Annotated in this window: 15 protein-coding genes and 1 pseudogene; 9 read left to right on the top strand and 7 right to left on the bottom strand. The window is 65.9% G+C overall.

Translation table 11 applies throughout. The features are described from left to right. The first annotated feature begins 55 nt into the window (after window positions 1–55). The 8 genes and pseudogenes from hutI to EJ073_RS06705 all read left to right on the top strand — a co-directional run bounded on the left by hutI (window position 56) and on the right by EJ073_RS06705 (window position 17961). The gene (gene hutI / locus EJ073_RS06740) at window positions 56–1291 is read left to right on the top strand and encodes an imidazolonepropionase (RefSeq protein WP_126055035.1); all 1236 of its coding nucleotides are present in this window, start codon (window positions 56–58) and stop codon (window positions 1289–1291) included. After that, on the top strand, window positions 1288–2829 hold the full coding sequence (gene hutH, locus EJ073_RS06735; protein ID WP_126055034.1) for a histidine ammonia-lyase: 1542 nt from the start codon (window positions 1288–1290) through the stop codon (window positions 2827–2829). Before hutI ends, hutH begins: the two co-directional genes overlap by 4 nt. Continuing rightward, complete coding sequence (hutG, locus tag EJ073_RS06730; protein WP_126055033.1) at window positions 2829–3647, top strand: N-formylglutamate deformylase; 819 nt, start codon at window positions 2829–2831, stop codon at window positions 3645–3647. The genes hutH and hutG overlap by 1 nt, the downstream gene beginning before the upstream one ends. A gap of 28 nt (window positions 3648–3675) precedes the next feature. Next, window positions 3676–5346, top strand: coding sequence for a urocanate hydratase (gene hutU, locus EJ073_RS06725; RefSeq protein ID WP_126059096.1), 1671 nt, complete (start codon window positions 3676–3678; stop codon window positions 5344–5346). Between the two features lie 4 nt (window positions 5347–5350). Then, a complete protein-coding gene (locus EJ073_RS06720; RefSeq protein ID WP_126055032.1) occupies window positions 5351–5938 on the top strand; it encodes a HutD family protein in 588 nt (195 codons plus the stop codon). A gap of 270 nt (window positions 5939–6208) precedes the next feature. After that, window positions 6209–14799: pseudogene (locus EJ073_RS06715) on the top strand (glucoamylase family protein). 353 nt (window positions 14800–15152) lie between these two features. Continuing rightward, window positions 15153–16922, top strand: a complete 1770-nt coding sequence (locus tag EJ073_RS06710) for a glucan ABC transporter ATP-binding protein/ permease (RefSeq protein ID WP_126055031.1) — start codon at window positions 15153–15155, stop codon at window positions 16920–16922. Between the two features lie 235 nt (window positions 16923–17157). Then, a complete protein-coding gene (locus tag EJ073_RS06705) occupies window positions 17158–17961 on the top strand; it encodes a heme ABC transporter permease (protein WP_126055030.1) in 804 nt (267 codons plus the stop codon). Window positions 17962–18069: 108 nt separating this feature from the next. On the opposite strand, the gene EJ073_RS06700 is transcribed toward EJ073_RS06705, so the two are convergent. After that, window positions 18070–19128: a D-TA family PLP-dependent enzyme gene (locus tag EJ073_RS06700; protein ID WP_126055029.1), complete on the bottom strand. Its 1059-nt coding sequence runs from the start codon at window positions 19126–19128 to the stop codon at window positions 18070–18072. Window positions 19129–19282: 154 nt separating this feature from the next. Here EJ073_RS06700 and EJ073_RS06695 point away from each other — a divergent pair, with 154 nt between their 5' ends. Beyond that, window positions 19283–19969 carry a D-lyxose/D-mannose family sugar isomerase gene (locus EJ073_RS06695; protein WP_126055028.1) on the top strand — a complete coding sequence of 229 codons (687 nt, stop codon included), beginning with the start codon at window positions 19283–19285 and terminating at the stop codon, window positions 19967–19969. A 263-nt stretch (window positions 19970–20232) separates the two neighbouring features. Here the strand turns inward: EJ073_RS06695 and EJ073_RS06685 are convergent, their stop codons facing one another. Genes EJ073_RS06685 through EJ073_RS06660 form a run of 6 tightly spaced genes read right to left on the bottom strand, consistent with a single transcriptional unit; the run spans window position 20233 to window position 26171 of the window. Next, on the bottom strand, window positions 20233–21099 hold the full coding sequence (locus EJ073_RS06685; RefSeq protein ID WP_126055027.1) for an RDD family protein: 867 nt from the start codon (window positions 21097–21099) through the stop codon (window positions 20233–20235). Beyond that, window positions 21086–22105 carry a stage II sporulation protein M gene (locus tag EJ073_RS06680; protein ID WP_126055026.1) on the bottom strand — a complete coding sequence of 340 codons (1020 nt, stop codon included), beginning with the start codon at window positions 22103–22105 and terminating at the stop codon, window positions 21086–21088. The genes EJ073_RS06685 and EJ073_RS06680 overlap by 14 nt, the downstream gene beginning before the upstream one ends. Beyond that, window positions 22102–23406: a DUF58 domain-containing protein gene (locus tag EJ073_RS06675; protein WP_126055025.1), complete on the bottom strand. Its 1305-nt coding sequence runs from the start codon at window positions 23404–23406 to the stop codon at window positions 22102–22104. The genes EJ073_RS06680 and EJ073_RS06675 overlap by 4 nt, the downstream gene beginning before the upstream one ends. Further along, a complete protein-coding gene (locus tag EJ073_RS06670) occupies window positions 23403–24359 on the bottom strand; it encodes a MoxR family ATPase (protein ID WP_126055024.1) in 957 nt (318 codons plus the stop codon). Before EJ073_RS06670 ends, EJ073_RS06675 begins: the two co-directional genes overlap by 4 nt. After that, entirely contained in the window at window positions 24346–25542 is a 1197-nt protein-coding gene (locus tag EJ073_RS06665) for a DUF4350 domain-containing protein (RefSeq protein WP_126055023.1), read from the bottom strand. Before EJ073_RS06665 ends, EJ073_RS06670 begins: the two co-directional genes overlap by 14 nt. Continuing rightward, on the bottom strand, window positions 25539–26171 hold the full coding sequence (locus EJ073_RS06660) for a DUF4129 domain-containing protein (protein WP_210211272.1): 633 nt from the start codon (window positions 26169–26171) through the stop codon (window positions 25539–25541). Before EJ073_RS06660 ends, EJ073_RS06665 begins: the two co-directional genes overlap by 4 nt.

Below are 26171 nucleotides of genomic sequence, written 5' to 3'. Positions count from 1 at the left end.
CAGTGCGCTTCAATATGTATATACATAATTGTTATCCAATCAAACGGAAAAGATGATGGCGGCAGAAATCAAAAGCCGGGCAGGGGGCCTTCACCTTTGGCGCAATGCGCGCCTGGCGACGATGGCCGAAGGCGCGCCGGGACTGGGCATCGCCGAAAGGGGCGCAGTCGTCGCGCGCGACGGCCTGATCACCTATGCCGGGCCGGAAGCCGATCTGCCGGCGGCGCTTGCCCAGGGCGCTGACATCACCGACTGCGAAGGCCGCTGGGTCACGCCCGGCCTGGTCGATTGCCACACCCATCTCGTCTACGCCGGCAACCGCGCCAACGAGTTCGAGATGCGGCTGGCCGGCGCCACCTATGAAGAGGTGGCCAAAGCCGGCGGCGGAATCGTTTCCTCGGTGAAGTCATTGCGTTCCGCCAGCGAGGACGAACTGGTAGCCCAGACATTGCCGCGCCTCGACGCGCTGATCGCCGAGGGTGTCACCACGATCGAAGTGAAGTCGGGCTATGGCCTTGACGTCGACAATGAGAAGAAGTCGCTGCGTGCCGCGCGGCGACTCGGTGACAAACGCTCGGTGACGGTCCGCACGACATGCCTCGCCGCCCATGCTCTGCCGCCGGAGGCCAAGGGCGACAAGGACGCCTTCATCGATCTCGTCGCGAGCGAGATCATGCCCGCCGTGGCCGCGGAAGGCCTGGCCGACGCGATTGACGGTTTCTGCGAGGGCATTGCCTTTTCACCGGAGCAGATGGCGCGCGTCTTCGACAAGGCCAAGACGCTCGGTCTGCCCGTAAAACTCCACGCCGACCAGCTCTCCAACCTGCATGGCGCCGAGCTTGCCGCGCGTTACGGCGCGCTGTCGGCCGACCATCTCGAATACACCGACGAGGCGGGCGCGGCGGCGATGGCCAGGGCCGGAACCGTGGCGACGATCCTGCCCGGCGCCTATTACTTCATCCGCGAGACCAAGAGGCCGCCGGTCGAGCTGTTCCGCCGGCATGGCGTGAAGATGGCGGTCGCCACGGACAGCAATCCTGGCACTTCGCCGCTCACGTCCCTGCTGCTCACCATGAACATGGCGGCCACCTTGTTCGGGCTGACTGTCGAGGAATGCCTTGCCGGCGTTACCCGCGAAGCCGCGCGTGCGCTTGGCCTGCTGGAAAACACCGGCACGCTGGAGGCGGGAAAGTCCGCCGACCTCGCCATCTGGGACATCGAGCGCCCGGCCGAACTCGTCTACCGCATGGGTTTCAACCCGCTGCATGCCCGCATCTGGAGAGGACAATGACCGAACTCGTTCTGAAGCCCGGCAACGCAACGCTGGCCGACTGGCGCGCCATCTACCGCGGCGCGGTGCCGAAGCTGGACGCCGCCTGCAAGCCGAGGATCAAGGCCAGCGCCGAGGCGGTTGAGCGGATTGTCGCCAAGGGCGAGCCGGTCTATGGCATCAACACTGGCTTCGGCAAGCTGGCCAGCGTGCGCATACCCGCCGCCGATCTCGAAACCCTGCAGCGCAACATCGTGCTGTCGCATGCCGCCGGCGTCGGCGAGCCTATGCCGGTTGCCGTCACCCGGCTGATGATGGCGCTGAAGCTCGCCAGCCTCGCGCAGGGCGCCTCCGGCGTGCGGCCGCAGACCATCGCGCTGCTGGAAGCGATGCTCGCCAACGACGTCATTCCGGTGGTGCCGGCGCAAGGCTCGGTCGGCGCCTCCGGCGACCTCGCGCCGCTGTCGCACATGACGGCAGCGATGATCGGCGTCGGCGAATGTTTTACCCCGCACGGTCGTTTCCCGGCCAAGGTCGCTTTCGTCTCGCACGGGCTGGAGCCGGTGACGTTGGGTGCCAAGGAAGGCCTGGCGCTGCTCAACGGCACGCAGTTCTCGACGGCTTTCGCGCTGGCCGGCCTGTTCGAGGCCGAGACCCTCTATCAGTCGGCGCTGGTCGCCGGCGCGCTGTCGACGGACGCCGCCAAGGGCTCGGACGCGCCCTTCGACCCGCGCATCCATCTGCTCAGAAAGCATCGCGGCCAGATCGAGACGGCGGATGCGCTGCGCAATTTGATGGCCGGCAGCGCCATCCGTGAATCGCACCGCGTGGGCGACGAGCGCGTGCAGGATCCGTACTGCCTGCGCTGCCAGCCGCAGGTGATGGGCGCCGCCCTCGATGTGCTGCGCAAGGCGGCCGACACGCTTGAGACCGAGGCCAATGGCGTCACCGACAATCCGCTGATCTTCGCCGAGGACGATACGGCGCTTTCGGGCGGCAATTTCCACGCCGAGCCGGTGGCCTTCGCCGCCGACATGATCGCGCTTGCCGTCTGCGAGATCGGCTCGCTGTCGGAGCGCCGCATCGCCATGCTGGTCGATCCGGCGCTGTCCGGCATGCCGGCCTTCCTGACGCCGAAGCCGGGACTGAATTCCGGCTTCATGATCCCGCAGGTGACGGCGGCGGCGCTGGTTTCCGAAAACAAGCAGAAGGCCTATCCGGCAAGCGTCGATTCGATCCCGACCTCCGCCAACCAGGAAGACCATGTCTCGATGGCCGCGCACGGCGCCCGCCGCTTGCTTGGCATGATCGAGAATGCGACCGCCGTCATCGGCATCGAACTCCTGGCGGCCGCTCAAGGCTGCGATTTCCATGCGCCGCTGGCGTCGAGCGAAGCTCTTGAAGCGGTGCGCAAGCTGGTCCGGGCCGAAGTGCCGCATCTCGACAATGACCGCCATTTCCATCCCGACATGGAAAAGGCCATCGCCATGGTGCGCAGCGGCGCCGCGGTGAGTGCGGCGAGCGCCGTGGCCTTGCCGGCGATTGCGGGAGCGGTGTGATGGCCGCGCCTTCCTGGCTCACCGTAACCCGAGGCACCGCACCCTTGCTGGTCTCGATCCCGCACACCGGCATCGACCTTGCCGGTCTCGACAGCCGGCTGGTCTCGCCCTGGCTCGGCCGCCGCGACTGCGACTGGTGGATCGACAAGCTCTACGATTTTGCGGCCGACCTCGGCGCGACGGTGGTGCACACCGCGATCTCGCGCACCGTCATCGACGTCAATCGCGACCCGTCCGGCGTCTCGCTCTATCCCGGCCAGGCGACGACCGGCCTTTGCCCGACCGAGACCTTCGACGGCGATCCGCTCTACCATATGGGTGAGGAGCCGACGCCTTCGGAAATCGACGAGCGCCGCGAGACCTACTTCAAGCCTTACCATGCCGCCCTGCAGGCCGAGATCGACCGCCTGCACGGCATGCACGGAAGAATCGTCCTCTACGACTGCCACTCGATCCGCTCGGTGCTGCCGCGCCTGTTCGGGGGCACGCTGCCGGTGTTCAACCTCGGCACCAATGACGGCAAAAGCACCGATCCGGCCCTTCAGGCCAAGGTCGCCGAGATCATGGCCGCAACCGGTCAGACATGGGTGGTCAACGGCCGCTTCAAGGGCGGCTGGATCACGCGCAGTTTCGGCCATCCGCAAAACGGTGTCCATGCGCTGCAGATGGAGCTTTCCAACCGCGGCTACATGCGCGAGCCCGAAGGAAGGGGCGCGCCGGACAACTGGCCGGTGCCCTACGATCCCGAATACGCGGCGCCGATCCGCGCCACGCTGAAGACCATCCTCGAAACCACCATTGACTGGGCCGGGCGCTGACGCGCCGCCTTACTCGAAAGGGACAATGATGACCAATCCTCGCCACAACATCCGCGAGATCCGCAGCCCGCGCGGCGCCGAACTCAACGCTCGCAGCTGGCTGACCGAGGCGCCGCTGCGCATGCTGATGAACAATCTCGATCCCGACGTCGCCGAAAACCCCAACGAGTTGGTTGTCTATGGCGGTATCGGCCGCGCAGCGCGCACCTGGAACGATTTCGACCGCATCGTCGCCTCGCTGAAGACGCTCGCCGATGACGAGACGCTGCTGGTGCAGTCCGGCAAGCCGGTCGGCGTCTTCCGCACGCATGCCGATGCGCCGCGCGTGCTGATCGCCAACTCCAACATCGTGCCGCATTGGGCGAACTGGGAGAAATTCAATGAGCTCGATAAGAAGGGCCTGATGATGTACGGCCAGATGACGGCCGGCTCCTGGATCTATATCGGCACGCAAGGCATCGTCCAGGGCACCTACGAGACCTTCGTCGAGGCCGGCCGCCAGCACTATGGCGGCAACCTCAAGGGCAAGTGGATCCTGACCGCCGGCCTCGGCGGCATGGGCGGGGCGCAACCGCTGGCCGCCGTCATGGCCGGCGCCTCGTGCCTGGCCATCGAATGCAATCCGGACTCGATCGATTTTCGCCTACGCACCCGCTATGTCGACGAGAAGGCCGAGACGCTCGATGAAGCAATGGAAATGATCGAGCGCTGGACCAAGGCCGGCGAGGCGAAGTCGGTCGGCCTGCTCGGCAACGCTGCCGAGATCGTACCGGAAATGTTCAAGCGCGGCATTCGCCCCGACATCCTCACCGACCAGACTTCGGCGCATGACCCAATCAACGGCTATCTGCCCAAGGGCTGGACGATGGCCGAGTGGCGCGAGAAGCGCGTCTCGGACCCGAAGGCGGTCGAGAAGGCGGCGCGCGCGTCGATGCGCGAGCATGTCGAGGCGATGGTCGCGTTTTGGAACGCCGGTGTGCCGACGCTGGACTACGGCAACAACATCCGCCAGGTCGCCAAGGAAGAGGGCTTCGAGAACGCCTTCGCTTTCCCTGGCTTCGTGCCGGCCTACATCCGGCCGCTGTTCTGCCGCGGCATCGGCCCGTTCCGCTGGGCAGCGCTTTCGGGCGATCCCGAGGATATCTACAAGACCGACGCCAAGGTGCGCGAGCTGACCCCCGGCAACACCCATCTGCACAACTGGCTGGACATGGCGCGCGAGCGCATCTCGTTCCAGGGCCTGCCGGCGCGCATCTGCTGGGTTGGGCTCGGCGACCGCCACAGGCTGGGCCTCGCCTTCAACGAGATGGTGGCCAGGGGCGAGCTCAAGGCGCCGGTTGTCATCGGCCGCGATCACCTCGATTCCGGTTCGGTCGCGTCGCCCAACCGCGAGACCGAAGCGATGAAGGACGGCTCCGACGCCGTTTCCGACTGGCCGCTGCTCAATGCGCTGCTCAACACCGCGTCGGGCGCCACCTGGGTGTCGCTGCACCATGGCGGCGGCGTCGGCATGGGCTTCTCGCAGCATTCCGGCATGGTCATCGTCGCCGACGGCACGCCGGCGGCCGCCAAGCGCCTTGAGCGCGTTCTGTGGAACGACCCGGCGACCGGCGTCATGCGCCACGCCGACGCCGGCTACGATATCGCCATCGAATGCGCCAAAGAGCACCAGCTCAACCTGCCGGGCATCCTGGGCTGAGCCGATGCGCATCCTTCGTGCCGCCGGCTACCGCGTCATGCCGTGGAAGAACGGCGGCGGCACGACGACCGAAATCACTGTTTCGCCCGGCGGCGCCGGGTTCGACAATTTCGACTGGCGCATCTCGATGGCGCGCGTCGAGGCCGGCGGCCCGTTCTCCAGCTTCGCCGGCATCGACCGCACGCTTTGCGTGCTGGCAGGGCAGGGGATCGTACTCGACGTCGCCGGCCGCGCGCCGGCCGAACTGACCGCGGCCTCCGCCCCTTTTTCCTTTGCAGCCGATGTGCCGACCGCGGCCGCGCTGATCTCCGGCCCGATCACCGACCTCAATGTCATGACCCGGCGCGGCCGCATGACGCACACCGTCGAGCGCCTGACGGTCGCGGCGCCTCTGGAAATCGAGGCCAGGGCGGACACGACCCTTGTCCTGCCTCTCGATGGCGAGATCGTGCTTGCCGGCGACGCGCCCGAGCGCCTCGGCCCGCTCGATGCGCTGGTGCTGGATCTGGGCACCCCGAGACAGCGCCTGGAGCCGGCCGCCGGCACGATCCTGTTCGTGATCCGCATCGATCGGGCTGGCAGCAACCATTAACGCCTGTTGCCAAACATGATCGCGGCGCCGGCGAAAATTGGCGTAAGCTCTTGCCCGCATCACGAAAAAGCCGGATTCCTTCCATCGATCAGATATGGGACGGGGAGCGTGGGGCGCTCGTCCATCGAGTTGCTGAGAGATGACGCCCTGTCGTGGTGCGGAGAACGAACTTTCGGCCTAAGTTGACATGCAACCAATTGCATTTGAGCAGGTTTTAGGGCCATTGCCGTGGCGGGGACGCCGCACCGTGCCCGCCATACGGAAATATAAATGAACATACAGACGAATCCCGCCAAGATCGAACTCACGAGCGCCAGCTTCCCGGTCATCACCGAAGCGCCGATACGTTCCAATTTCATGCCGGAAGACCGGCTACGCGAGTTGGGTGCCGGCCTTGCCAAAGGGGACGTCAAGGATCTGTTCGGTCTGGCGCCGTTCGAGTTCCAGGCCCGCATCCGCGACAGCGCCAAGCGAATCCTCGAAGTCTACCGCTCGACCAATGCCGCGCAGGCCAAGGGCGAAACCATCACCCCGGCGGCGCAATGGCTGCTCGACAACAACTACCTGGTCGAGGAGACCATCTTCCAGGTCAAGCGCGACCTGCCGCGCCGCTTCTATCGCCAGCTGCCGACGCTGAAGCTGGCCGACGGAACCACCGTGCCGCGCGCGCTGGCGCTGGCCTGGACCTATGTCGCGCATTCCGACAGCTCGGTCTCGGCCACCATGTTCAAGGCGATCGTCGAGGGCTTCCAGTCGGTCGAGCCGCTCAAGATCGGCGAGCTCTGGGCGCTGCCGTCGCTGTTGCGCTTCGTGCTGATCGAGAATCTCCGCCGCATCGCCGTGCGCGTCAACCGCACCAGGCAGATGCGCCAGATCGCCAACGAGGTCGCCGACCGGGTGCTGGCGACAGACGACAATGCCGACCGGCAGAAGATCCTGTCGCACTATGGCAGCCACGCGCAGGACACCACTTTCGCCACCCAATTGCTCTACCGCCTGCGCGACGGCTCGCAGAACGCCGGCCGGGCGCTGGAATGGCTGGAAAGCGAGCTGGAAAAGACCGGCTCCGATGCCGAGGAGATCATCATCTCCGAGCATCACACACTGTCCAGCGGCAACGTCACCACCGGCAACATCATCCGCGGCCTGCGCCTCATCAATGACGTCGACTGGACGGTCTGGTTCGAGGGCGTCAGCCGCATCGACACGCTGCTGCGCGAGAAGACCGACTTCGCCGCGCTCGACTTCTTCTCACGCGACCAGTACCGCACCGCCATCGAGGAACTGGCGCGCCGGTCGGAGCTCTCTGAATTCCGCGTCGCCGAAAAGGCGATCGAGCTTGCCGGCCATGTTTTGATCGCCGATGCCTCCGGCGCTGAGGTTCCCCAGGCCGAGGCGCCCGACACCGATGCCACGGTGCATACCGATGTCGGCTTCTTTCTGGTCGGCCCGCGCCGGCTGGAGCTGGAAAAGGCGATCGGCTATCGGCCAACCATCAGCGTCACGGTCAAACGCGCTTTCTCCGCCACCGGCTGGCTGGGCGTCGTCGTGCCGGTCTTTGCGTTGACGGTGCTGTTGCTGGCGCTCGCCGGCAACGCGCTCGACCACCTCGGCCTGGCGCTGCCGTCGATCGTCCTGATGCTGGCCTTGTTCGCCGTGCCGGCCTCGGAAGGCGCGCTCGCCTTCTTCAACACCGTCGTCTCGCTGTTCCTGAAGCCGACGCGGCTCGTCGGCTATGACTACAAGCATGGCGTGCCCGCCGAGGCGCGCACGCTGGTCGTGGTGCCCTCGCTGATCGGCTCGCGCGACGATGTCGAGGAGAATATCCGCAACATCGAGGTACATCACCTCGCCAATTCGGCGGGCGAAATCCATTTCGCGCTGCTTTCGGACTGGCCGGACTCGAAGACCGAGATCGACGCCGCCGACATCGAGATCCTGCAATTTGCCCGCGACGAGATCGCCAGGCTCAACGCCCGCTATCCGACCGAAGGTGCGCCGCTCTTCTATGTCCTGCACCGGCGCCGGCTCTACAACGCCGCGCAGGGCTGCTGGATGGGCTGGGAGCGCAAGCGCGGCAAGCTGCATGAGCTGAACCTTCTGCTGCGCGGTGACAGCGACACCACCTATTTGCCGCTTGACGTGCCGCTGCCGGAAAACGTCGTCCATGTGATGACGCTGGACGCCGACACGCGCACCACACGCGATGCAGTGGCCAGCTTGGCCGGCAAGCTCAGCCACCCTCTCAACCGGCCGCATTTCGACGCCTCAAAACGCGTCGTCACCGCTGGCTACACCATTCTGCAGCCACGCATCACCGCTTCGCTGACCAGCGGCGACGACGCCTCCTTCTTCCAGCGCGTTTTCTCCGCCAACCGCGGCCTCGACCCCTATGTCTTTGCCGTTTCGGACGTCTATCAGGACGTCTTCGGCGACGGCTCCTTCACCGGCAAGGGCCTCTACCATGTCGACGCTTTCGAGGCGGCGCTGAAGGGCCGCATCGAGGAAAACACCATCCTCAGCCACGATTTGCTCGAAGGGGCGCTGGCGCGCTCGGCGCTGGTCACCGATGTCGAACTGGTCGAGGACTACCCGACCCGCTATTCGGTAGACGCATCACGCCATCACCGCTGGGCGCGCGGCGACTGGCAGCTTCTCGGCTTCATCCTCGACCCGCGCTCCGGCGTGCCGGCGCTGTCGCGCTGGAAGATGGTCGACAATCTGCGCCGCTCGCTCACGCCGATCTTCTGGGTGATGGCGGCGATCGCCGGCTGGACCCTGCTGCCCTTCACGCAAGCCGCTCAATGGCAGGCGCTACTGATCCTCACTTTGTTCATGGCGCCCACCTTTGACATCGTCAATGGCATCCTGCCCAAGAGCGGCGACCAGACCCCGCGCGGCCATTTTTCGGCGCTGGCGCGCGACACCATCTTCGGCACCGCCCTGGTCGCGCTCAAGGTGCTGCTGATGGCGCATCTCGCCTGGATGATGGGCGATGCCATCATCCGCACCCTCTATCGCTTGTTCGTCAGCCGGCAGAACCTGCTTGAATGGCGCACCGCCTCGCAGGCGCACAAGAGCGGCGGCAGTGACCTCGGCGCCTATTACGGCATGATGTATGGCGCGGTGATCATCGGCGTCGTCGGCCTTGCCATCCCGGTGCTGGCCGATTCCACCGGCGCCTTCGTCGCCTTCTTCTTCGCCATCTTCTGGATTGGCTCGCCGGCTGTCGCCTGCTGGATCAGCCGCTCGGCCGAGACCGAGGACCGGCTGCGCATCTCGGCCGCCGACATCCATACGCTGCGCACCATCGCGCGGCGCACCTGGCACTATTTCGAGACTTTCGTGACGGCCGAGCATCACCATCTGCCGCCCGACAATTTCCAGGAAAGCCCGGCGCCGGTGGTGGCGCCGCGCACTTCGCCGACCAATATCGGCGTCTACCTGCTGTCGGTGGTGTCGGCGCGCGACTTCGGCTGGATCAGCCTGTCTGACGCCATCACGCGCATTGACGCGACGATGACGACCATCGAGAGCATGCCGCGCGACCGCGGCCATCTCTACAACTGGTACGACACGACGACGCTGAAGCCGCTCTATCCGCTCTACATCTCGGCCGTCGACAGCGGCAATCTCGCCGGCCATCTGGTGGCGGTCGCCGCGGCTTGCGCCGAATGGGCGGAAGCGCCTTCCGTCTGCAGGGCGATTTCGAGGGCATCCTCGATACGGTGACCATCCTCGACGAGAGCCTTGAGGAATTGCCGGACGACCGCCGGCAGCTGAGGCCGCTGCGCCAGCGACTTGCCGACCGTCTCGACGGCATGCGCCGCGCCGTCATGACCATCAAGGCACAGCCCGAGATGGCGTCGATCCGCACCATCAACCTGGCGGTGCTGGCCGGAGAGATACGCAAGCTCGCCGCCGCCATCCACACCGAGGCGGCCTCGCCGAAGAGCGACGTCATCGCCGACTGGGCGGCGCGGCTCGAAGCCACCTGCGAGGCGCATGTGCACGACTCGCACAACGACGAGAACGCGGTCGAGGCCTTGCGCGCCAAGCTTCTGGCCCTGCGCGAGCGTGCCCGCCGCTACGCCTTCGAGATGGATTTCTCCTTCCTGATGCGGCAGGAGCGCAAGCTTCTGTCGATCGGCTACCGGGTCGAGGAGCACCAGCTCGACGAGAGTTGTTACGACCTGCTCGCCTCGGAGGCGCGGCTCACCAGCCTGTTCGCCATCGCCAAGGGCGACCTGCCGACCGAGCACTGGTTCCGGCTTGGCCGGCCGATCGTCGAGATCGGCTTCCGGGGCGCGCTGATGTCCTGGTCGGGCTCGATGTTCGAATACCTGATGCCGCCGCTGGTGATGAAGGAGCCGCATGGCTCGATCCTCAACCAGACCAGCAAGCTGATCATCAGGCGCCAGATCCAGTACGCGCGCTCCAAGAATGTGCCCTGGGGTATTTCGGAAGCGGCCTATAATGCCCGCGACCGCGAGCTGACCTACCAGTACACCAATTTCGGCGTACCCGGCCTCGGCCTCAAGCGCGGTCTCGGCCAGAACACCGTGATTGCGCCCTACGCCACGATCCTGGCGGCGCAGTTCAATCCGCGGGAGGCGGTGCACAATCTGGCCCGGCTGAAGGCGATCGGCGCGCTTGGCCGGCACGGTTTCTACGATGCCGTCGATTTCACCCCGCAGCGCGTGCCCGAGGGCACCGACCACGCCGTAGTGCTGAACTACATGGCGCACCATTCCGGCATGTCGATCGCAGCCGTCGCCGACGCCATCTTCGAAGGCCGCCTGCGCGACCGTTTCCACAGCGACCCGGTGATCGAGTCGGCCGAGCTCCTGCTGCAGGAGAGGGCGCCGCGCGACATCCCGACCGCCACCGTCAGGACCGAAGCCGACGAGCGCTCCAAGGACGAGACCGAGACAGAGAGCCCGGACACGCGCATCATCCTCGACCCGGCCAAGGCGCTGCGTGCGACCAACGTCATGTCCAATGGCCGCTATTCGGTCATGGTCACCGCCACCGGTTCCGGCTACAGCCGTTTCGGCGAACTTGCCGTCACCCGCTGGCAGCCGGACCCGAGCGAGGACCGGCTCGGCTCTTACATCTTCCTGCGCGATGCCGGCACCGGCGACTGGTGGTCGGCGACCTCAGAGCCGCGGCGCACCGACCATGAGCGCGTCCAGACCCTGTTCTCCGACGACAAGGCGAGCTTCATCAAATCGGTCGGGTCGCTGCGCTCGGAGGTCGAATGCATCGTCATCTCGGAAGGCAATGGCGAGGGCCGCCGCGTCACGCTCTACAATGACGGCGCCACCGACCGGCACATCGAGGTGACGTCGTTCGCCGAGCTGGTGCTGGGCAACGAAGCTTCCGACAATGCCCATCCGGCCTTCTCGAAGATGTTCGTCGAGACCGAGATCGCCTCGAACAACAGCGCGATCTTCGCCGTCAGGCGCAAGCGCGACAAAAACGACCCCGATATCGCCGTGGCGCATTTCGTCACCGATCCGTCGGGGCCGTCGCGCGATGCCGAGGCCGAGACCGACCGGCGCGCCTTCATCGGCCGCGGCCGCACCATCGTCGACGCAGCCGCCTTCGATCCCGGCGCCAAGCTCGGCGGCCATTCCGGCTTCACGCTGGACCCGATCGCCTCGCTGCGCCGTCAGGTGCGCGTGCCCGCCAACAAGAAGATCTCGCTGACCTTCTGGACCATCGTTGGCGCCAACCGCGCGGAACTCGACGAAGCCGTTGCCCGGCTCGACCATCCGGAAAGCTTCGCTCGCCAGGCGATGCTGGCCTGGACCCGCAGCCAGGTGCAGACCCGCCATCTCGGCCTCAGCCTGACCGACGCCGCCAATGTACAGAAGCTGGCGCGCTACCTGATCTATCCCGATCCGTTCCTGCGCCTGCCGGCGGACTCCATCGCCTCCGGGCTCGGCAAGCAGTCGAGCCTGTGGCCGACCAGCATCTCCGGCGATTTCCCGATCTTCCTGGTCCGCATCGGCGACGTCGCCGACCTGGAGATCGTCGCCCAGGCGCTGCGCTTCCAGGAGTATATGCGAGCGCGCGGCATGATGATCGACTTCGTTGTCGTCAACGAGCAGGCATCGTCCTATGTTCAGGACCTGCAGCGCGCGGTCGAGACGCTGTGCGAGAACAGCCGCCTGCGCGGCAAGGAGCTCGGTCCGCGCCAGCACATTTTCGCCGTGCGCCGCGACCTCATGGACGAGGCGACCTACAAGACCCTGCTGGCGGTCGCCCGCGTCGCGCTGCATACGCGCAACGGCACCATCTTCGACCAGATCGAGCGCGCCGAAGCGGCTGCCCTGCAGGCGCGAGACGCCCTGCAGCAGGCCGGCGGCGTCGCGGCCGTGTCAACCTTGCCGGCCATTGCGCAACCGGCTTTTGCCGCCCCGGCCTCAACCAGCGCAAAAGCCGACGGCAGCGGCTTGAATCTCTGGAACGGCTTTGGTGGTTTCGATGGCGACGGCCGCCACTATGTCACGCGTCTCACCGGCCGGCGAACGACACCGCAGCCCTGGATCAACGTCATCTCCAACGCCTCGTTCGGCTTCCACGTCTCGGCCGAAGGCGCCGGCTTCACCTGGAGCCGCAACAGCCGCGACTACCAGCTGACACCGTGGTCGAACGATCCTGTCACCAACCGGCCGGGCGAGGGCATCTACATTTACGACCACGCCAGCGGCAAGGCCTTCTCGCCGATGGCCGCGGTGGTGCGCGACCCCGCCATGACCTACGAGACCTGGCACGGCCAGGGTTTTTCGACCTTCCGTACGAAGCGCGGGCCGCTGTCGATGGACCTGACCCAAGTGGTCGATCCGGCCGATCCGGTGAAGATCACCCGGCTGCGCATCCAGAATGCGGGCCCGGTGCCGGCGAGGCTGCGCGTCTATGCCTATGCCGAATGGGTGCTGGGCGGCCATCGCTCGCGCACGGCGGCGACCATCGTGCCGGCGCGGGACGTTGCGACTGGCGCGCTACTGGCCCAGAACCCCTACGGGCTCGACTTCAGTGAGCGGGTGGCGTTCCTCGCGGCCTCGACCGAGGTCCAGTCGGCGACGACCGACCGGGGCGAGTTCATCGGCCGCCACGGCAGCGGCGAATATCCGCAGGCCGTGCTTGCGGGCGCCGCCCTGTCCGGCCGGGTGGAGGCGGGCGACGACCCTTGCGCGGCGATCGCCAGCGACATCGACATCCCCGCCGGCGGCGACGTGACGCTGCTCTGGGTGCTCGGCGACGCGGCTTCGCCCGCCGAGGCGAGCGCGCTGGTGCAGGCCCATCGCGGCAAGGACTTCGACCAGCGGCTGGCCGACAACGAGCGCGTCTGGCGCGGCTTCCTCGACACCATCCAGGTCGAGACGCCGGACAAGGCGATGGATGCCATGGTCAACCACTGGCTGCCTTACCAAAGCCTTGCCTGCCGCATCCGCGCTCGTTCCGCCTTCTACCAGGCGAGCGGCGCCTTCGGCTTCCGCGACCAGCTGCAGGATACGCTGGCCTTGCTGGCACATGATCCGAAGCTGGCGCGCGACCAGATCCTCAACGCGGCGCGCCGGCAGTTCCCGGAGGGCGACGTGCAGCACTGGTGGCTGCCGCGCACCGACGCCGGCGTGCGCACCATGATCTCGGATGACGTCGTCTGGCTGGCCCATGCAACGGCCCGCTATATCGACGTGACCGGCGACGCGGCGATCCTCAAGGAGCAGCTTCCCTTCATCGACGGCCAGCCGCTCGGCGAGGGCGAGCACGATGCCTTCTTCACGCCGGAGGTCTCCAAGACCACCGCCTCGCTTTACGATCACTGCGCGCGGGCGCTGGATCTCGCCATCAAGCGCAGCAGCCCCGCCGGCCTGCCGCTGATCCTCGGCGGCGACTGGAACGATGGCATGAACCGCGTCGGCGAGGGCGGCAAAGGCGAGAGCGTATGGCTGGGCTGGTTCCTGCTAAAGACGCTGGGCGACTTTGCCCCGGTGGCCAAGGCGCAAGGCGACGCCAAGCGGGCGCAGGCCTGGAACAAGCATGCCGACGTGCTGAAGCGGGCGCTGGAGGCCACCGCCTGGGACGGGCAGTGGTACCGGCGCGGCAGCTTCGACGACGGCACGCCGCTCGGCTCGCATGACGCCAAGGAATGCAAGATAGACTCCATCGCCCAGTCGTGGAGCGTACTTTCGGGCGAGGGCGATCCGGCGCGTTCGACCACGGCCATGCACCAGGCGACCAAGATGCTGGTCGACGACGAGCTCAAGATCGTCAAGCTGTTCACGCCGCCCTTCTCGAAGACGGAGAAGGATCCCGGCTACATCAAGAGCTACCCGCCCGGCGTGCGCGAGAATGGCGGCCAGTACACCCACGCGGCCACCTGGTTCGTCATCGCGCTCGCCGAAATGGGCCGCACCGACGACGCCTATCGCTGCTTCTCGATGCTGAACCCGGTCAATCACGCGTCGGACGAGGCGGCAGCCGAGCACTACAGGGTCGAGCCCTATGCCGTGGCAGCCGACATCTATGCCGGCGAAGGCAAGGGCGGGCGTGGCGGCTGGACCTGGTACACGGGTTCCGCCGGCTGGCTGTACCGCGCGGCGGTCGAGGGCATTCTCGGCATCGAGCGGCGCGGCAAGCAGATCACATTCCGGCCGAAACTGCCTGGCCACTGGGATGGCTACGCGGCAACGCTCAAGATGCTGGGGGCGGAAGTCAAGGTTCGTGTCATCCGCGACAAAAAGACCAAATCCATCTCGCTCGAAGTCAATGGAACCAAGACAAAATCCTCGTCTTTCGAGCCGAAGGCCGGTGAGATGGCCGAGGTTGTCGTCAAGATACCTGCGTAAAATCAATGACTTGAAGCCATCTGCGCGCGCCCTTCGGGGCGCGTGTTATGTTGGAGCGTTATTTGCGCATGCTTTTTGCCGGCATCCGGCCGGGCGCATTAGCTTCCGCTACGCAAGCTCTAGGTGATTAAAAATGTGGCAGCTCCTGGCCGCTGCCATGATTTTGCCGCAAGGCTGACATTTCACCTTTTATCTCAAACCGTTAGGTGATCACGGCAGATTTCGCAACGTCGTCATCTTTTGTTCGCAGAATGGGAACGGAAGAGCTAGACGGGCATTGTTTTGCGACCCGTTAACCGGTACGTGTCAAGAAATGGTGCACTGCACAATGAAAGTTTGGCGGAGTAGCTGAAGTGTCACTTCTGCAGATCTACTGGAGAGCTCTGGGTTATCTGGCTGCCGACAAGAAGCGCGTCGCTCTGATTTGCGGCGCCAATGTCGCGCTCGCCGCGATCGCGATCCTCGAGCCGATCCTGTTGGGCCGGGTGATCGGTGCCATCGCTGAAAAAGGCCCGGTGTTTTCGACGCTCGCCGTTTGGGCAGCTCTCGGCGCGTTCAACGTCGTTGCTGTCGTGCTGGTGGCGCGTGGCGCCGACCGCTTCGCCCATGCCCGCCGCTCGGAGGTGCTGTGCCAGTCCTTCGAGCGCGTCATCACCATGCCGCTCGCCTGGCATCATCAGCGCGGCACGTCCAATTCACTACAAACGCTGTTGCGCGCCGTCGAGACCCTGTTCAGCCTGTGGCTCGAATTCATGCGCGTGCATCTCTCGACGGCCATCGCGCTGGTGCTTTTGGTGCCGACCGCGCTTGCCATGGACATTCGCATGTCGCTGGTGCTGCTTGGCCTTGGCGTGCTTTATGTCGGCATCGGCCGTATCGTCATGCGCCGCACCAAGTCCGGGCAGACCGCTGTCGAGCGCCATTACCACACCGTGTTTGCCCATGTGACCGATAGCGTCAGCAATGTCGCCGTGCTGCAGAGCTACAACCGCATCGGCCATGAGACCGCGACGCTGAAGCGTTACGTCAAGGACCTGCTCGACGCGCAGAATCCGGTGCTCGACTGGTGGGCGATCGCCAGTGCGTTGAACCGGCTGTCGTCGACCATCTCGATGATGATCGTGCTTTCGATCGGCGCCTACCTCGTCACTCGCGGTGAGCTCCGCGTCGGCGACGTCGTTGCCTTCATCGGCTTTGCAGGGATGCTGATCGCCCGCCTCGATCAGATGTCGGCCTTCTCCACCCAGATCTCAGAGGCGCGGGCCAAGCTCGAGGACTTCTATCGTCTCGAAGATTCGGCCGCCGACACTGCCGAGCCGGAAGGTCTGCGTGAGCTGGCCAACGTCACCGGCCACGTCCGCTTCGAGAATGTCGGCTTCGAATTCGCCAATTCGGGGCAGGGCGTCGACGACGTCTCCTTCGAGGTTCAGGCCGGCCAGACGGTAGCCATCGTCGGTCCGACCGGCGCCGGCAAGACGACGCTCATCAACCTGCTGCAGCGCGTCTTCACGCCCTCGAGCGGCCGTATCCTGATCGACGGCATCGACACCCGTTCGGTGACCCGCAAGTCGCTGCGCCACTCGATCGCCACCGTGTTCCAGGATGCCGGTCTGCTCAACCGTTCGATCGAGGACAACATCCGTGTCGGCCGCGCCGAGGCGACCTATGACGAGGTGCACGCCGCCGCCAACGCCGCCGCCGCGCAGGATTTCATCCTGTCGAAGAGCAGCGGCTACGACACCGTCGTCGGCGAGCGTGGCGGCCAGCTTTCGGGCGGCGAGCGCCAGCGCATCGCCATTGCCCGCGCCGTGCTCAAGGACGCACCGATCCTGGTGCTCGACGAGGCGACCAGCGCGCTCGACGTCGAGACCGAGGATCGCGTCAAGGAAGCGATCGATGAGCTGCGCCGCAACCGCACCACCTTCATCATCGCCCACCGGCTGACCACGGTGCGTGACGCCGACCTGGTCGTGTTCATGGACAAGGGCAGGGTGGTCGAGCAGGGTGGCTTCGCCGAGCTGTCGCTGCGCAATGGCCGCTTCGCCAGCCTGCTGCGCGCCGGTGGCCTGCTCAACGACGAGGAGGTCCGCCGCCTCAGCCGTACTGTGAACGAGGCCGCGTAGTCTCAAGGTCTTTCCTTCTCCCCTTGTCTTGTGGGAGAAGGTGGCCGAGCGAAGCTCGTTCGGATGAGGGGTGTTCCACCTTGGCATAGCCTTGCGGTGAACCGCCTCATGCCTTCCAACACCCTGATCCGTCTCGGCGCTGCGCACCGATCCACCTTCTCCCACAAGGGGAGAAGGGAAGGCTGCGACAACCGCTCGATTGCCGCAAACGCGCCGCCGGTCTATGTAGGGCCGCATGAGCGACACCACTTCACGCCTGAGCGGCTGGGCCGACCTCGCCAACCCGACGCGTTTCGTCGGGCTGGCCGACAGGCTGGTTCCCTGGCTGGCCGCGGCTGCCGTGCTCCTGCTTGCCGCCGGTCTCTATATGAGCTTCACCGCGCCGGAGGACTTCCAGCAAGGCATCACCGTGCGCATCATGTACATCCACGTGCCTTTCGCCTGGCTCGCCATGATGTGCTATTCGCTGATGGCGGTTTCGGCGCTCGGCACGCTGGTGTGGCGCCATCCACTGGCCGATGTCGCGCTGAAATCGGCGGCCCCCATCGGCGCCACCTTCACAGCACTTGCGCTGATCACCGGCTCGATCTGGGGCAAGCCGATGTGGGGCACCTGGTGGGTGTGGGACGCGCGGCTGACATCGGTCTTCGTACTTTTTTTGATGTATCTCGGCATCATCGCGCTGACGCGTGCGCTGGATGACGTCAGCCGCGCCGCCTGGGCCGCCGCCATCATCACCCTGGTCGGCTTCATCAACATCCCGATCATCAAGTTTTCGGTCGACTGGTGGAACACCCTGCACCAGCCGGCCTCGGTATTCCGCATGGGCGGCTCGACCATCGACGCCTCCATGCTGAGGCCGCTGCTGGTGATGGCGCTCGGCTTCACCGTGCTGTTCTTTGCGCTGCACCTGATGGCGATGCGCACGGAGATTTTCCGCCGCCGGGTGATCGCCATGCGCAGGGTTGCCGCCAGGCAGGCGGAGCGGGCTCCCCCTTCTCCCCTTGTGGGAGAAGGTGCCGCCGAAGGCGACGGATGAGGGGTGTTCCAGGTAACGCCAACGGTACACTCCGCTGGAACACCCCTCATCCGTCTCGGCGCTGCGCGCCGATCCATCTTCTCCCACAAGGGGAGAAGGAAAGGCCACTCACCCCATCCGCCCCCGCGCCGCCACCGGCAGCGTCTCCAGCACCTTGTCGCCGTCGATAAGATGCACCTGGTCAAACAAATTCGTCACCACGCAGCAGTGATCGGGCACCACGCGAACGCGCTCGCCGATGCGAAGCTTCGCGCCGTCGGAAAGCGTGACATTGCCATGCTCCTCGCTGAGGCCGGTGACCCTCGCGCCCGGCACCCCGAGCAACTCGCCGAAATCGGACAGCCCCAGTGTATCGGAGGACAGCGCCTTGCTGCCTGAATCGAGAATCGCACGGGTCGGCGTTGGATGACTGACCACCGTCGCGAGCACCGTCAGCGCGCAATCGTCAAGGCTGCCGACGCCTTTGGCGACCTGGTAGCGGTCGAGATAGATATAGGTGCCGGGCCGGTATTCGGTGACGACGCTGTTCTCGCCCGAGCGCCACATGTCCGGCGTGCCGCCGCTGGAGATGCGCCGGCAGTCGAGGCCTGCCGCGGCAAGGGCCTGCTTCGCCCCTGCCAGCCAGCTCTCTGCCTGCGTCTGCTTGCCGGCGGCCGGATAGGTCATCAGCCCGCCGAGGGTGAGGCCCGTGGCGCTGTCGATCGCTTTCGCCAGCACCACCGCTTCATCTGCCGTCTGCACGCCGCAGCGGCCCATGCCGGTATCGCACTCGACGAGTACCTGTAGCGGGTGGCCGGCATCGGCAAAGGTCGCTGCAAGGCCTTCCAGCGTTACCAGGCTGTCCGCGGTTACCGACAGCGTCACGCGGCCGTGCAGCGCCTTCAGCCGTTCGAGCTTGGCGCGCCCGAGGATGTTGTAGGGGAGAAAAATGTCGGTCAGCCCTGCATCGGCCATTACCTCCGCCTCGCCGATCTTCTGGCAGGTGATGCCGACCGCGCCGGCCGCTATCTGCTTCTTCGCCCAATAGGGCAGCTTGTGCGTCTTGATGTGCGGCCTGAGCTTCAGCCCATGGGCGTCGGCATGCGCCTGCGCCTTTCTGATGTTGGCTTCGGCGCGGGCGGCGTCGATCACGATCGCCGGCGTATCGAGGTCGTCTATGCTCGGCATGAGATTGTCACCACCATAAGAACCGGTCGCGTTATGGCCCCGATCCGGCCGAATGTCACGGGCCAGAGCCGTCACTTTGCGTCGACAGCGGACCGGCATTGAGCTATTCGGATGGGCACATTTCAGCAGGCAGCGGCCGGAAGGAAGAGAACCCATGAAGCGCTCGAGAATCAACGACATCATCCGCGAAGCCGACGCCTTCATCCGCTCCTTCGGCTATATCATGCCGCCCTTTGCTTATTGGTCGCCGGACGAGATGAAGGCGCATAAGGGAGACTCGTCAGCCATCTTCACCTCGCGCCTCGGCTGGGACATCACCGACTACGGCCAGGAGAAGTTCGACGAGCTCGGCCTGTTCTTGTTCACCGTTCGCAACGGCCGCTACGAGGACATGAAGCTCGGCATGGGCATGCTCTATGCCGAGAAGATCATGATCTCGCGCAAGGACCAGCTCTCGCCCATGCACCGCCACAACATCAAGGCCGAGGACATCATCAACCGCGGCGGCGGCAAGCTGGTGCTGGAACTCTTCATGCACGATCGCGACGGCGGGATCGATCCGAAGGCCGAAGTGTCGGTGCCGGTCGACGGCACCATCACTAGACTGCCGGCGGGCGGGCTCTTGAAGCTCGATCCGGGCCAGAGCGTCACGCTGCTGCCGGGCGTCTGGCACGCCTTCTGGGCCGAGGGCAAGGATGTGCTGATCGGCGAGGTTTCCACCGTCAATGACGACCTCACCGACAACGTTTTTCGGGAGCCGATCGGCCGCTTCTCCAATATCGACGAGGACGTCGCGCCACTGCATCTGCTGGTGTCGGACTATGAGAAGTGGGTGGGGTAATAGATCAGCCCGGCGAGCCAGGTTTCGGTTCAAGTGTATCGTGAGCCGGCGCTGCCCCTCATTGCCCTGCCGGGCATTTCTCCCCGTATAGTGACGGGGAGAAAGACGCTGTCGCGGCTGGCTTCGCCAATCGCCACGTTGCAGCACAGGCGCCGGCATTGTGATCAGCCCTCTTCTCCCCGTCATTATACGGGGAGAAGGTGCCGGCGGGCGGATGAGGGGCAGCACCAACGTCTCGTGATTATCGAGAATACCGCTCCGGCCTACTGCGCGTACTTATCCGCCTTGCGGTTGCCGAGCAGCAGCTTGCGTTCGAGATGCGCCCTGAGCTCGCCGTAGTAGGCGGTCAGGAACGCCCTGGAATCCGGCGCTTCGATCGTCACACCGATCTTCTTCCCGATCATTTCGGCTACGGCCTTCATCGCGAAATAGTCGTCGCGGCGCAGCACTTCCTCCAGCTTGTGTAGCTCGGCGATGCCGTAGGCGTCGAGCTGCGCAGCGCTGAACTTGAAACGGGCCGCGACTGGATCCTTGCTCCGCGACAGGTCCTCGACCAGCTTCAGCCTCGGCGCCTCGACCACCCAGGTTCCGGCGAGCAGGTCGCCGATGCGCATCCGGTCGCGGTTGAACAGCGGGAAGAGCGCGAAGAGCAGCGCCCACACCAGTCCGAAGACGGTGGTCAGCGTGTCGGCGACGCCGGCGCCGCCGCGTCCGGCGATGATCGACAGCGGCAGGAAGATCTCGATCTCGCGCATCAGGTTGCGCGCGATAACCTGGTCGACTGTGAGACCCGCGCCGCTGCGCGAGGCGACCCTTATGCCGACGATGCGCTTGCCGGGTGTCGCGGCGCGTCGGCCGGCCTCGAAGGCGATGAAATAGGCGTTGCGCAGCAGGAAGATCAGGATGATCCAGACCACGAACAGCGGCTGCAGCCCGCCGAAACCGATGCCGCGTAGCCCGAACAGGGCGACAATGGTGATGAGGACCGCGGTGGTGGCGATGATCACCACATCGAGCAGGAAGGCCGAGGCCCGCGTGCCGGCGTCGGCAAGCCTGATCCTGAGATCGACGCCTTCCGGTGTGATCAGCGGCCGTGTCGGCGCGAACGCGGCGCGTCTAGTGATCGCCATGCCGCACCATTCGGAACAGGTAGAAATAGGCGCACCAAAAGGCCAGCATGCCGCCGCCGATGGCGTAGCGGGCGCCGTCACCGTTGATCGTCTGCCGGCCGATGCCTTCGAGCAGGCCGGCAAACAGCAGCATCACGACGACGCCGACCATGACGGTCGCCGCGATCCGTCCGGCCTCGGCGGCGGACGCCATGCGGGTCAGCTCGCCGGGAAAGGCGATGCGCGTGCCAATGCGCATGCCGGCGGCCCCAGCCAGCGCGATGGCGAACAGCTCGGTGGTGCCGTGGATGGCGAGCCAGCCGCCGAGCCCGAAGCCCAGTCCCTTGGCGGCGTAGATCTGGAATATCGCGCCGAGCATGCAGCCGTTCATCAGGATGATCAGCACGCTTGGCGCGGCAAAGGCAAAGCCGAGCGCAAAGGCCAGGATCGCCACCTGCGTGTTGTGGGTGAAGAGATAGGCGGCAAAGCTCGACAGGAATTGGCTGTCGGCGCCGCCATAGAGCACGCTGCGCAGCATCTCGGCCGACGAGTCCGGATTGCGCCCGCCGGCAAGGCTTGGTGCGATGATGGCGTCGTACCAGCCCTTGTTGGACGCCACCAGCCAGTAGCCGGCGCCGGCGCCGACTGCCGTCAGTCCGACCGCAACAAGGGTTTCACGCCACAGGACGCGGATAGCGTTTGGCCAGTCATGCAGGAAGAAATCGCCGATGCGCTGCCGCAAGCCACGCCGGGCGCCGTAAAGGTAGAAATAGCCGCGCAGGCAGAGCGCTTCGAGATAAGAGACGAGCGCATTGTAGAGCGACGTCGCCCTGGCCACCGACAGCGAGGACAGCGCCGAGCGGTAGAGCAGCGGTAGCGACAGCAATTCGTCTTCCGACAGCGTGCGCGGCGCTCGCTTCTCGACCCGCGCCAAGAGCGCCTCGAATGCCAGCCAGTCGGCCTCGCGCTCCTGGCGGAAGCTGGCGAGCGTCTGGCGTACCGCATCGGTGCCGGCCGGCGTCGTCACAAAAGATTCTCCTGCTTGAGCTCGAGATAGCGCTCGACCAGCGCCGGGCCCAGCCGCTGGTGATCGGCCTCGATGACATGCGCGCCGAGCAGCCTCAGCCGTCCGATCACGACCTGCCGTTCCCTAAGCAGGCCGCCAGCGGTGACGGCGCGCGCCACGTCCTCCGGCGTCGCCGGCGGCATGTCGGCCAGGCTCTCCAGCTCGACATCCTTCATCATCATGAACAGCACCAGGTGGCGCTCGGTCAGCCGGCCGACGGTGCGCAGCATCAGCTCGGCGCTGATCGGATCGACGAAATCGGTGAAGATGATGACCAGCGAGCGCCGGTCGAGCTTGCCCGAAAGCGTCGTCAGCGCCAGCGTAAAGTTGGTTTCCTCGCTGGAATAGTCGATCTCTGCCGCCCGCTTCTGGATCATCGGGAAGCTGGCGGAGCCGCGCACCGCGCCGCTGGAGACGCGCGGCCGCGCATCGAAGGAGAACAGGCTGACGAGGTCGCCGCCCTTCAGCGCGATGAACGCCGACAGCAGCGCCGCCGTCACCGCGCGGTCGACCTTCGGCACGCCGTCGACTGGCTCGCACATCAGGCGTCCGCTGTCGATGGCGAGCACGACGTTGTTGTTCTCCTCAATGCGGAACTCGCGCGCCAGAAGCTTGCCGTGGCGGGCGCTGCGTTTCCAGTCGATCATCCGCCGGCCCATGCCGGGCTGGTAGTCCTTTAGCGCCTCGAACTCGCGGCCTTGGCCGGCCCGCTTTTGTGCGTGGCCGTCGGCCTGCGCCGAGCGTTGCAAAAGCGTGATCGCCTCGTCGCGGGCGTGGCTGACATCGGGCAGCACCGCCACCTTCTCGTCCATCGGCAGCACGACCTGGTTCCAGACCAGCCCGAACGGCCCGCGCCAGCGCAACCATAGCCGGTCGAAATTGGCCATGCCGCGCCTGAGCGCCGTGAATTCGAGGTCGAGCGTGCCGCCATCCGCCGGCAGCACGCCGCCGGTGCCGTTGATCGGCTCCAGCCGCTGATCATGGCCGACGCGCGCCTGCAGCTTGCGCGCCTGCTTGCCGAGACTGGCGGCGACATGGACAGCGAAACGGCCGCCGACGCCGACCTGCGGCGGCGCGTCGAGGCTGGCGCTGAGCGAGGCGCGCCCGCGTCCGGCGGCCGCGTCCACCGCCAGGAAGCCAAGCAGTAGGCAGATCCAGAGCAGGCCGAGATACCAGAAGGACGGCAGCGCAAGCGCGATCAGGAACGCCGGGATCGCTCCCACCGCCGCCGCCCAGACCGCTCTGCCGCTCGGATAGATCACCGCGGCGCTTCCGTCTGGTCGACGAGATCGGACACGATCTGCTCCACCAGCCGCCCATCGATCTGCGCGGCCGGCGAAAGGATGACGCGATGGCGCAGCGCCGGCACGGCGAGCGCCTTGACGTCGTCCGGGATCACGTAAGCGCGACCGTCGAGCGTGGCCCGTGCCCGCGCCGCCCGCGCCAGCATGGCGCCCGCGCGAGGGCTGGCGCCGACCTCCAGGTCCGGGCTCTCGCGTGTGGCGCGCACCAGCGCCGCGATATAGTTGACGACGTCGTCGACCAGGGTGACGGAGCCGACGGTTTCGAGCGCCTTTTCCAGCGTCTTGCGGTCGGTCCGGGCCTTGATGCCGTATTGCGCGATGTCGTGCGAGGCGGAGCCGCCGCCGTGATGGACGATGATGGCGCGCTCGTCCTGCAGGTCCGGATAGCTCACCCGGTGCTTGAACAGGAAACGGTCGAGTTGTGCCTCCGGCAGCGGATAGACGCCCTGATGCTCGATGGGATTCTGCGTCGCCACCACCATGAAATTGCGGCCGAGCGAATGGGTGGTGCCGTCGAAGGTGACAGCGTGCTCCTGCATGGCTTCCAAGAGGGCGGCCTGGGTCTTCGGTGGGGTGCGGTTGATCTCGTCGGCAAGCAGAAGATCGCAGAAGATCGGGCCGCGCGTCAGCGTGAACTGCCCGCTCTGGAAATTGTAGATGTTGGAGCCGACGATATCGCCGGGCATCAGGTCCGGCGTGAACTGGATGCGCCCATAGGCGACACCGAGCGCCTGCGCGAAGCAGCGCGCGGTCATGGTCTTGGCGGTCCCCGGCGGTCCTTCGAGCAATATATGCCCGCCGGCGAACAGGGCGGTGAGCATCAGGTCGACCGTGTCGTGCTGGCCGGTAATCGCTTTCGCCACTTCTTCCCTGATCGCTGTCGCCAGGGCCTTCACATCATCGACGTTCACCGAGCCTCCTTGCCGTCCAGTCGTGCAGCCGCTCGGCTGCCTCATGCATATCCGCCAGCGAACTGGCATTGTTCGCGGCCTTGAGCCGCGTCGTGAACCCCTGGGCCTCGCCCTTGTCGCGGGAATCGAGCCAGCGGTCGAGCGCTTCGCCCTGCAGCCCGTGTGGCGCGCCAAGCAGCGCGCCGGCACGCTGCCGCATCAGGGCGCCATAGCGATCGCCCAGTTCCTCCAGACGTCCGGCGCGCTTGAAGAGCATCGCCGTGGTGTCGACCAGCGCCCGCTTGCCGAAGGCGATCGCCCGGCCTTCGGCGCGCGGCGGGCCGAAGCGGCCAAGACCATGCAGGAAGGCCAGCGCCGCGGCGGCAAGGATCGACAGCGTCAGCGCCAGGAAGGGCGGCTCGACCAAAAGCTTGGCGAGATCGTATTTGCGCCCGGCGCCATGCAGTGTCAGGTCGAACATGACCCCGATTCTGTCCAGCGACGCCAACAGCTCGAACACCGCGATTGCCTTTTCAGGATCCTTGAATCCCGCATTGTTGATCAGGTCGGGGTCGGTCAAGACGTAGAACGGCTTGTCGGCGAGCTTCGTAAGCACCGACTTGCCATTGCCTGCCGCGATGATCGGATCGTCATCCGCCACCCATTGCAGATCCGCCGGCGCGGCAACCATGTGGCCTTCGATGTCGAGCTGCCCGACAGCGGCCTTGCCTTCGCCAAGCTTCATGCCGGCGATGCGGCCAAGCCATTCATTGACGACAAGCGTGGGCAGCCGCTCGATCTTCATCTCCCAGCCTTCGTGCGTTTCCATCGGCATGGTTTGCCATTTGGGCAGCACGAAGAGCGTTGGCAGCTCTTCTCGAAGATCGATGATGTTCTTGAGCGCCGCCGGATCGCTTTCTGGCGCGATGGTGACGATCAGCAAGATGTGCCTGGAGAGGTCCGCCTCGGTCCGCGCCATGAAGGGCAGGCCGCCGGTCAGTCTTACCCATTCCACCAATGCCGCATAGCCGGAGCCGCCCTTGGAGAGCGGCGTCGCGCCGCCATTGCCGGGCGTACGGAAATCCGGCGCATAGGTCGACAGCAGGAAGAACCCCGCCGCCGCGAACAGGCTCGCGAAAATGCCCCAGAACAGCGTCCTGCGGCTGAACGGTTCCTGTGCCGTTTCGGCCGCCGGCGCGCTCATGCCCAGGCATCCCCGAAGGCGAACCGCTCATAGGCGCCGCGCGCTTGCTGCCAGCCTTCGGCGCCGACGGGCCGGCGGGCGAACAGCGCGGCCTCGACGATTCGCGCGATCTCGCTGAACGCGCCGCGTGGCCGCGCCGGCAGGGAAGGAGCATTGGCGATGTCGCGCGCCGTCAGCGAGGGACGCAGGAAGTCGGGCAGGCGCCCGGCTATGTCGGCGACGCTGCGGCGAAGCAGGAGATGGACCGCCTCGTCATAGTCGCCGCGCGCCGCAAGCGCGTCGGCTTCCGACAGCAGGATCTGCGCCGCTGCGGCATCGGGGCGCCATTGCTCTTCCGTATCCGCTTCGCTGCGCGCGCGCCGCCACGGCAGGCGCCAGGCGACGCCTTTCACCTCCAGGACGATAAGGAACAGGATAATCGCGGCGCCCGATATCACCGCGCCCCAGAACAAGTAGATCATATAGGGGCCAAGCTGCGCCAGGAAATCCAGCAGCGGCTTCAGCCAGGCCGGAGGTTGGGGCTGCGCGAAGGCCGGCAGGTCGAACTGGATGGACGTGTCGGCCAGCAGCTGCTTGTGCACTTTCGCCAGCCATTCGGCGTCCACTCTGCCCGGCTGTGCAACTGCCAC

The sequence above is a fragment of the Mesorhizobium sp. M4B.F.Ca.ET.058.02.1.1 genome (assembly GCF_003952505.1).
Lineage (GTDB): Bacteria > Pseudomonadota > Alphaproteobacteria > Rhizobiales > Rhizobiaceae > Mesorhizobium.
The sequence above is the reverse complement of the archived record's forward strand: the minus strand, read 5'-3'. Positions and strand labels throughout refer to the sequence as shown.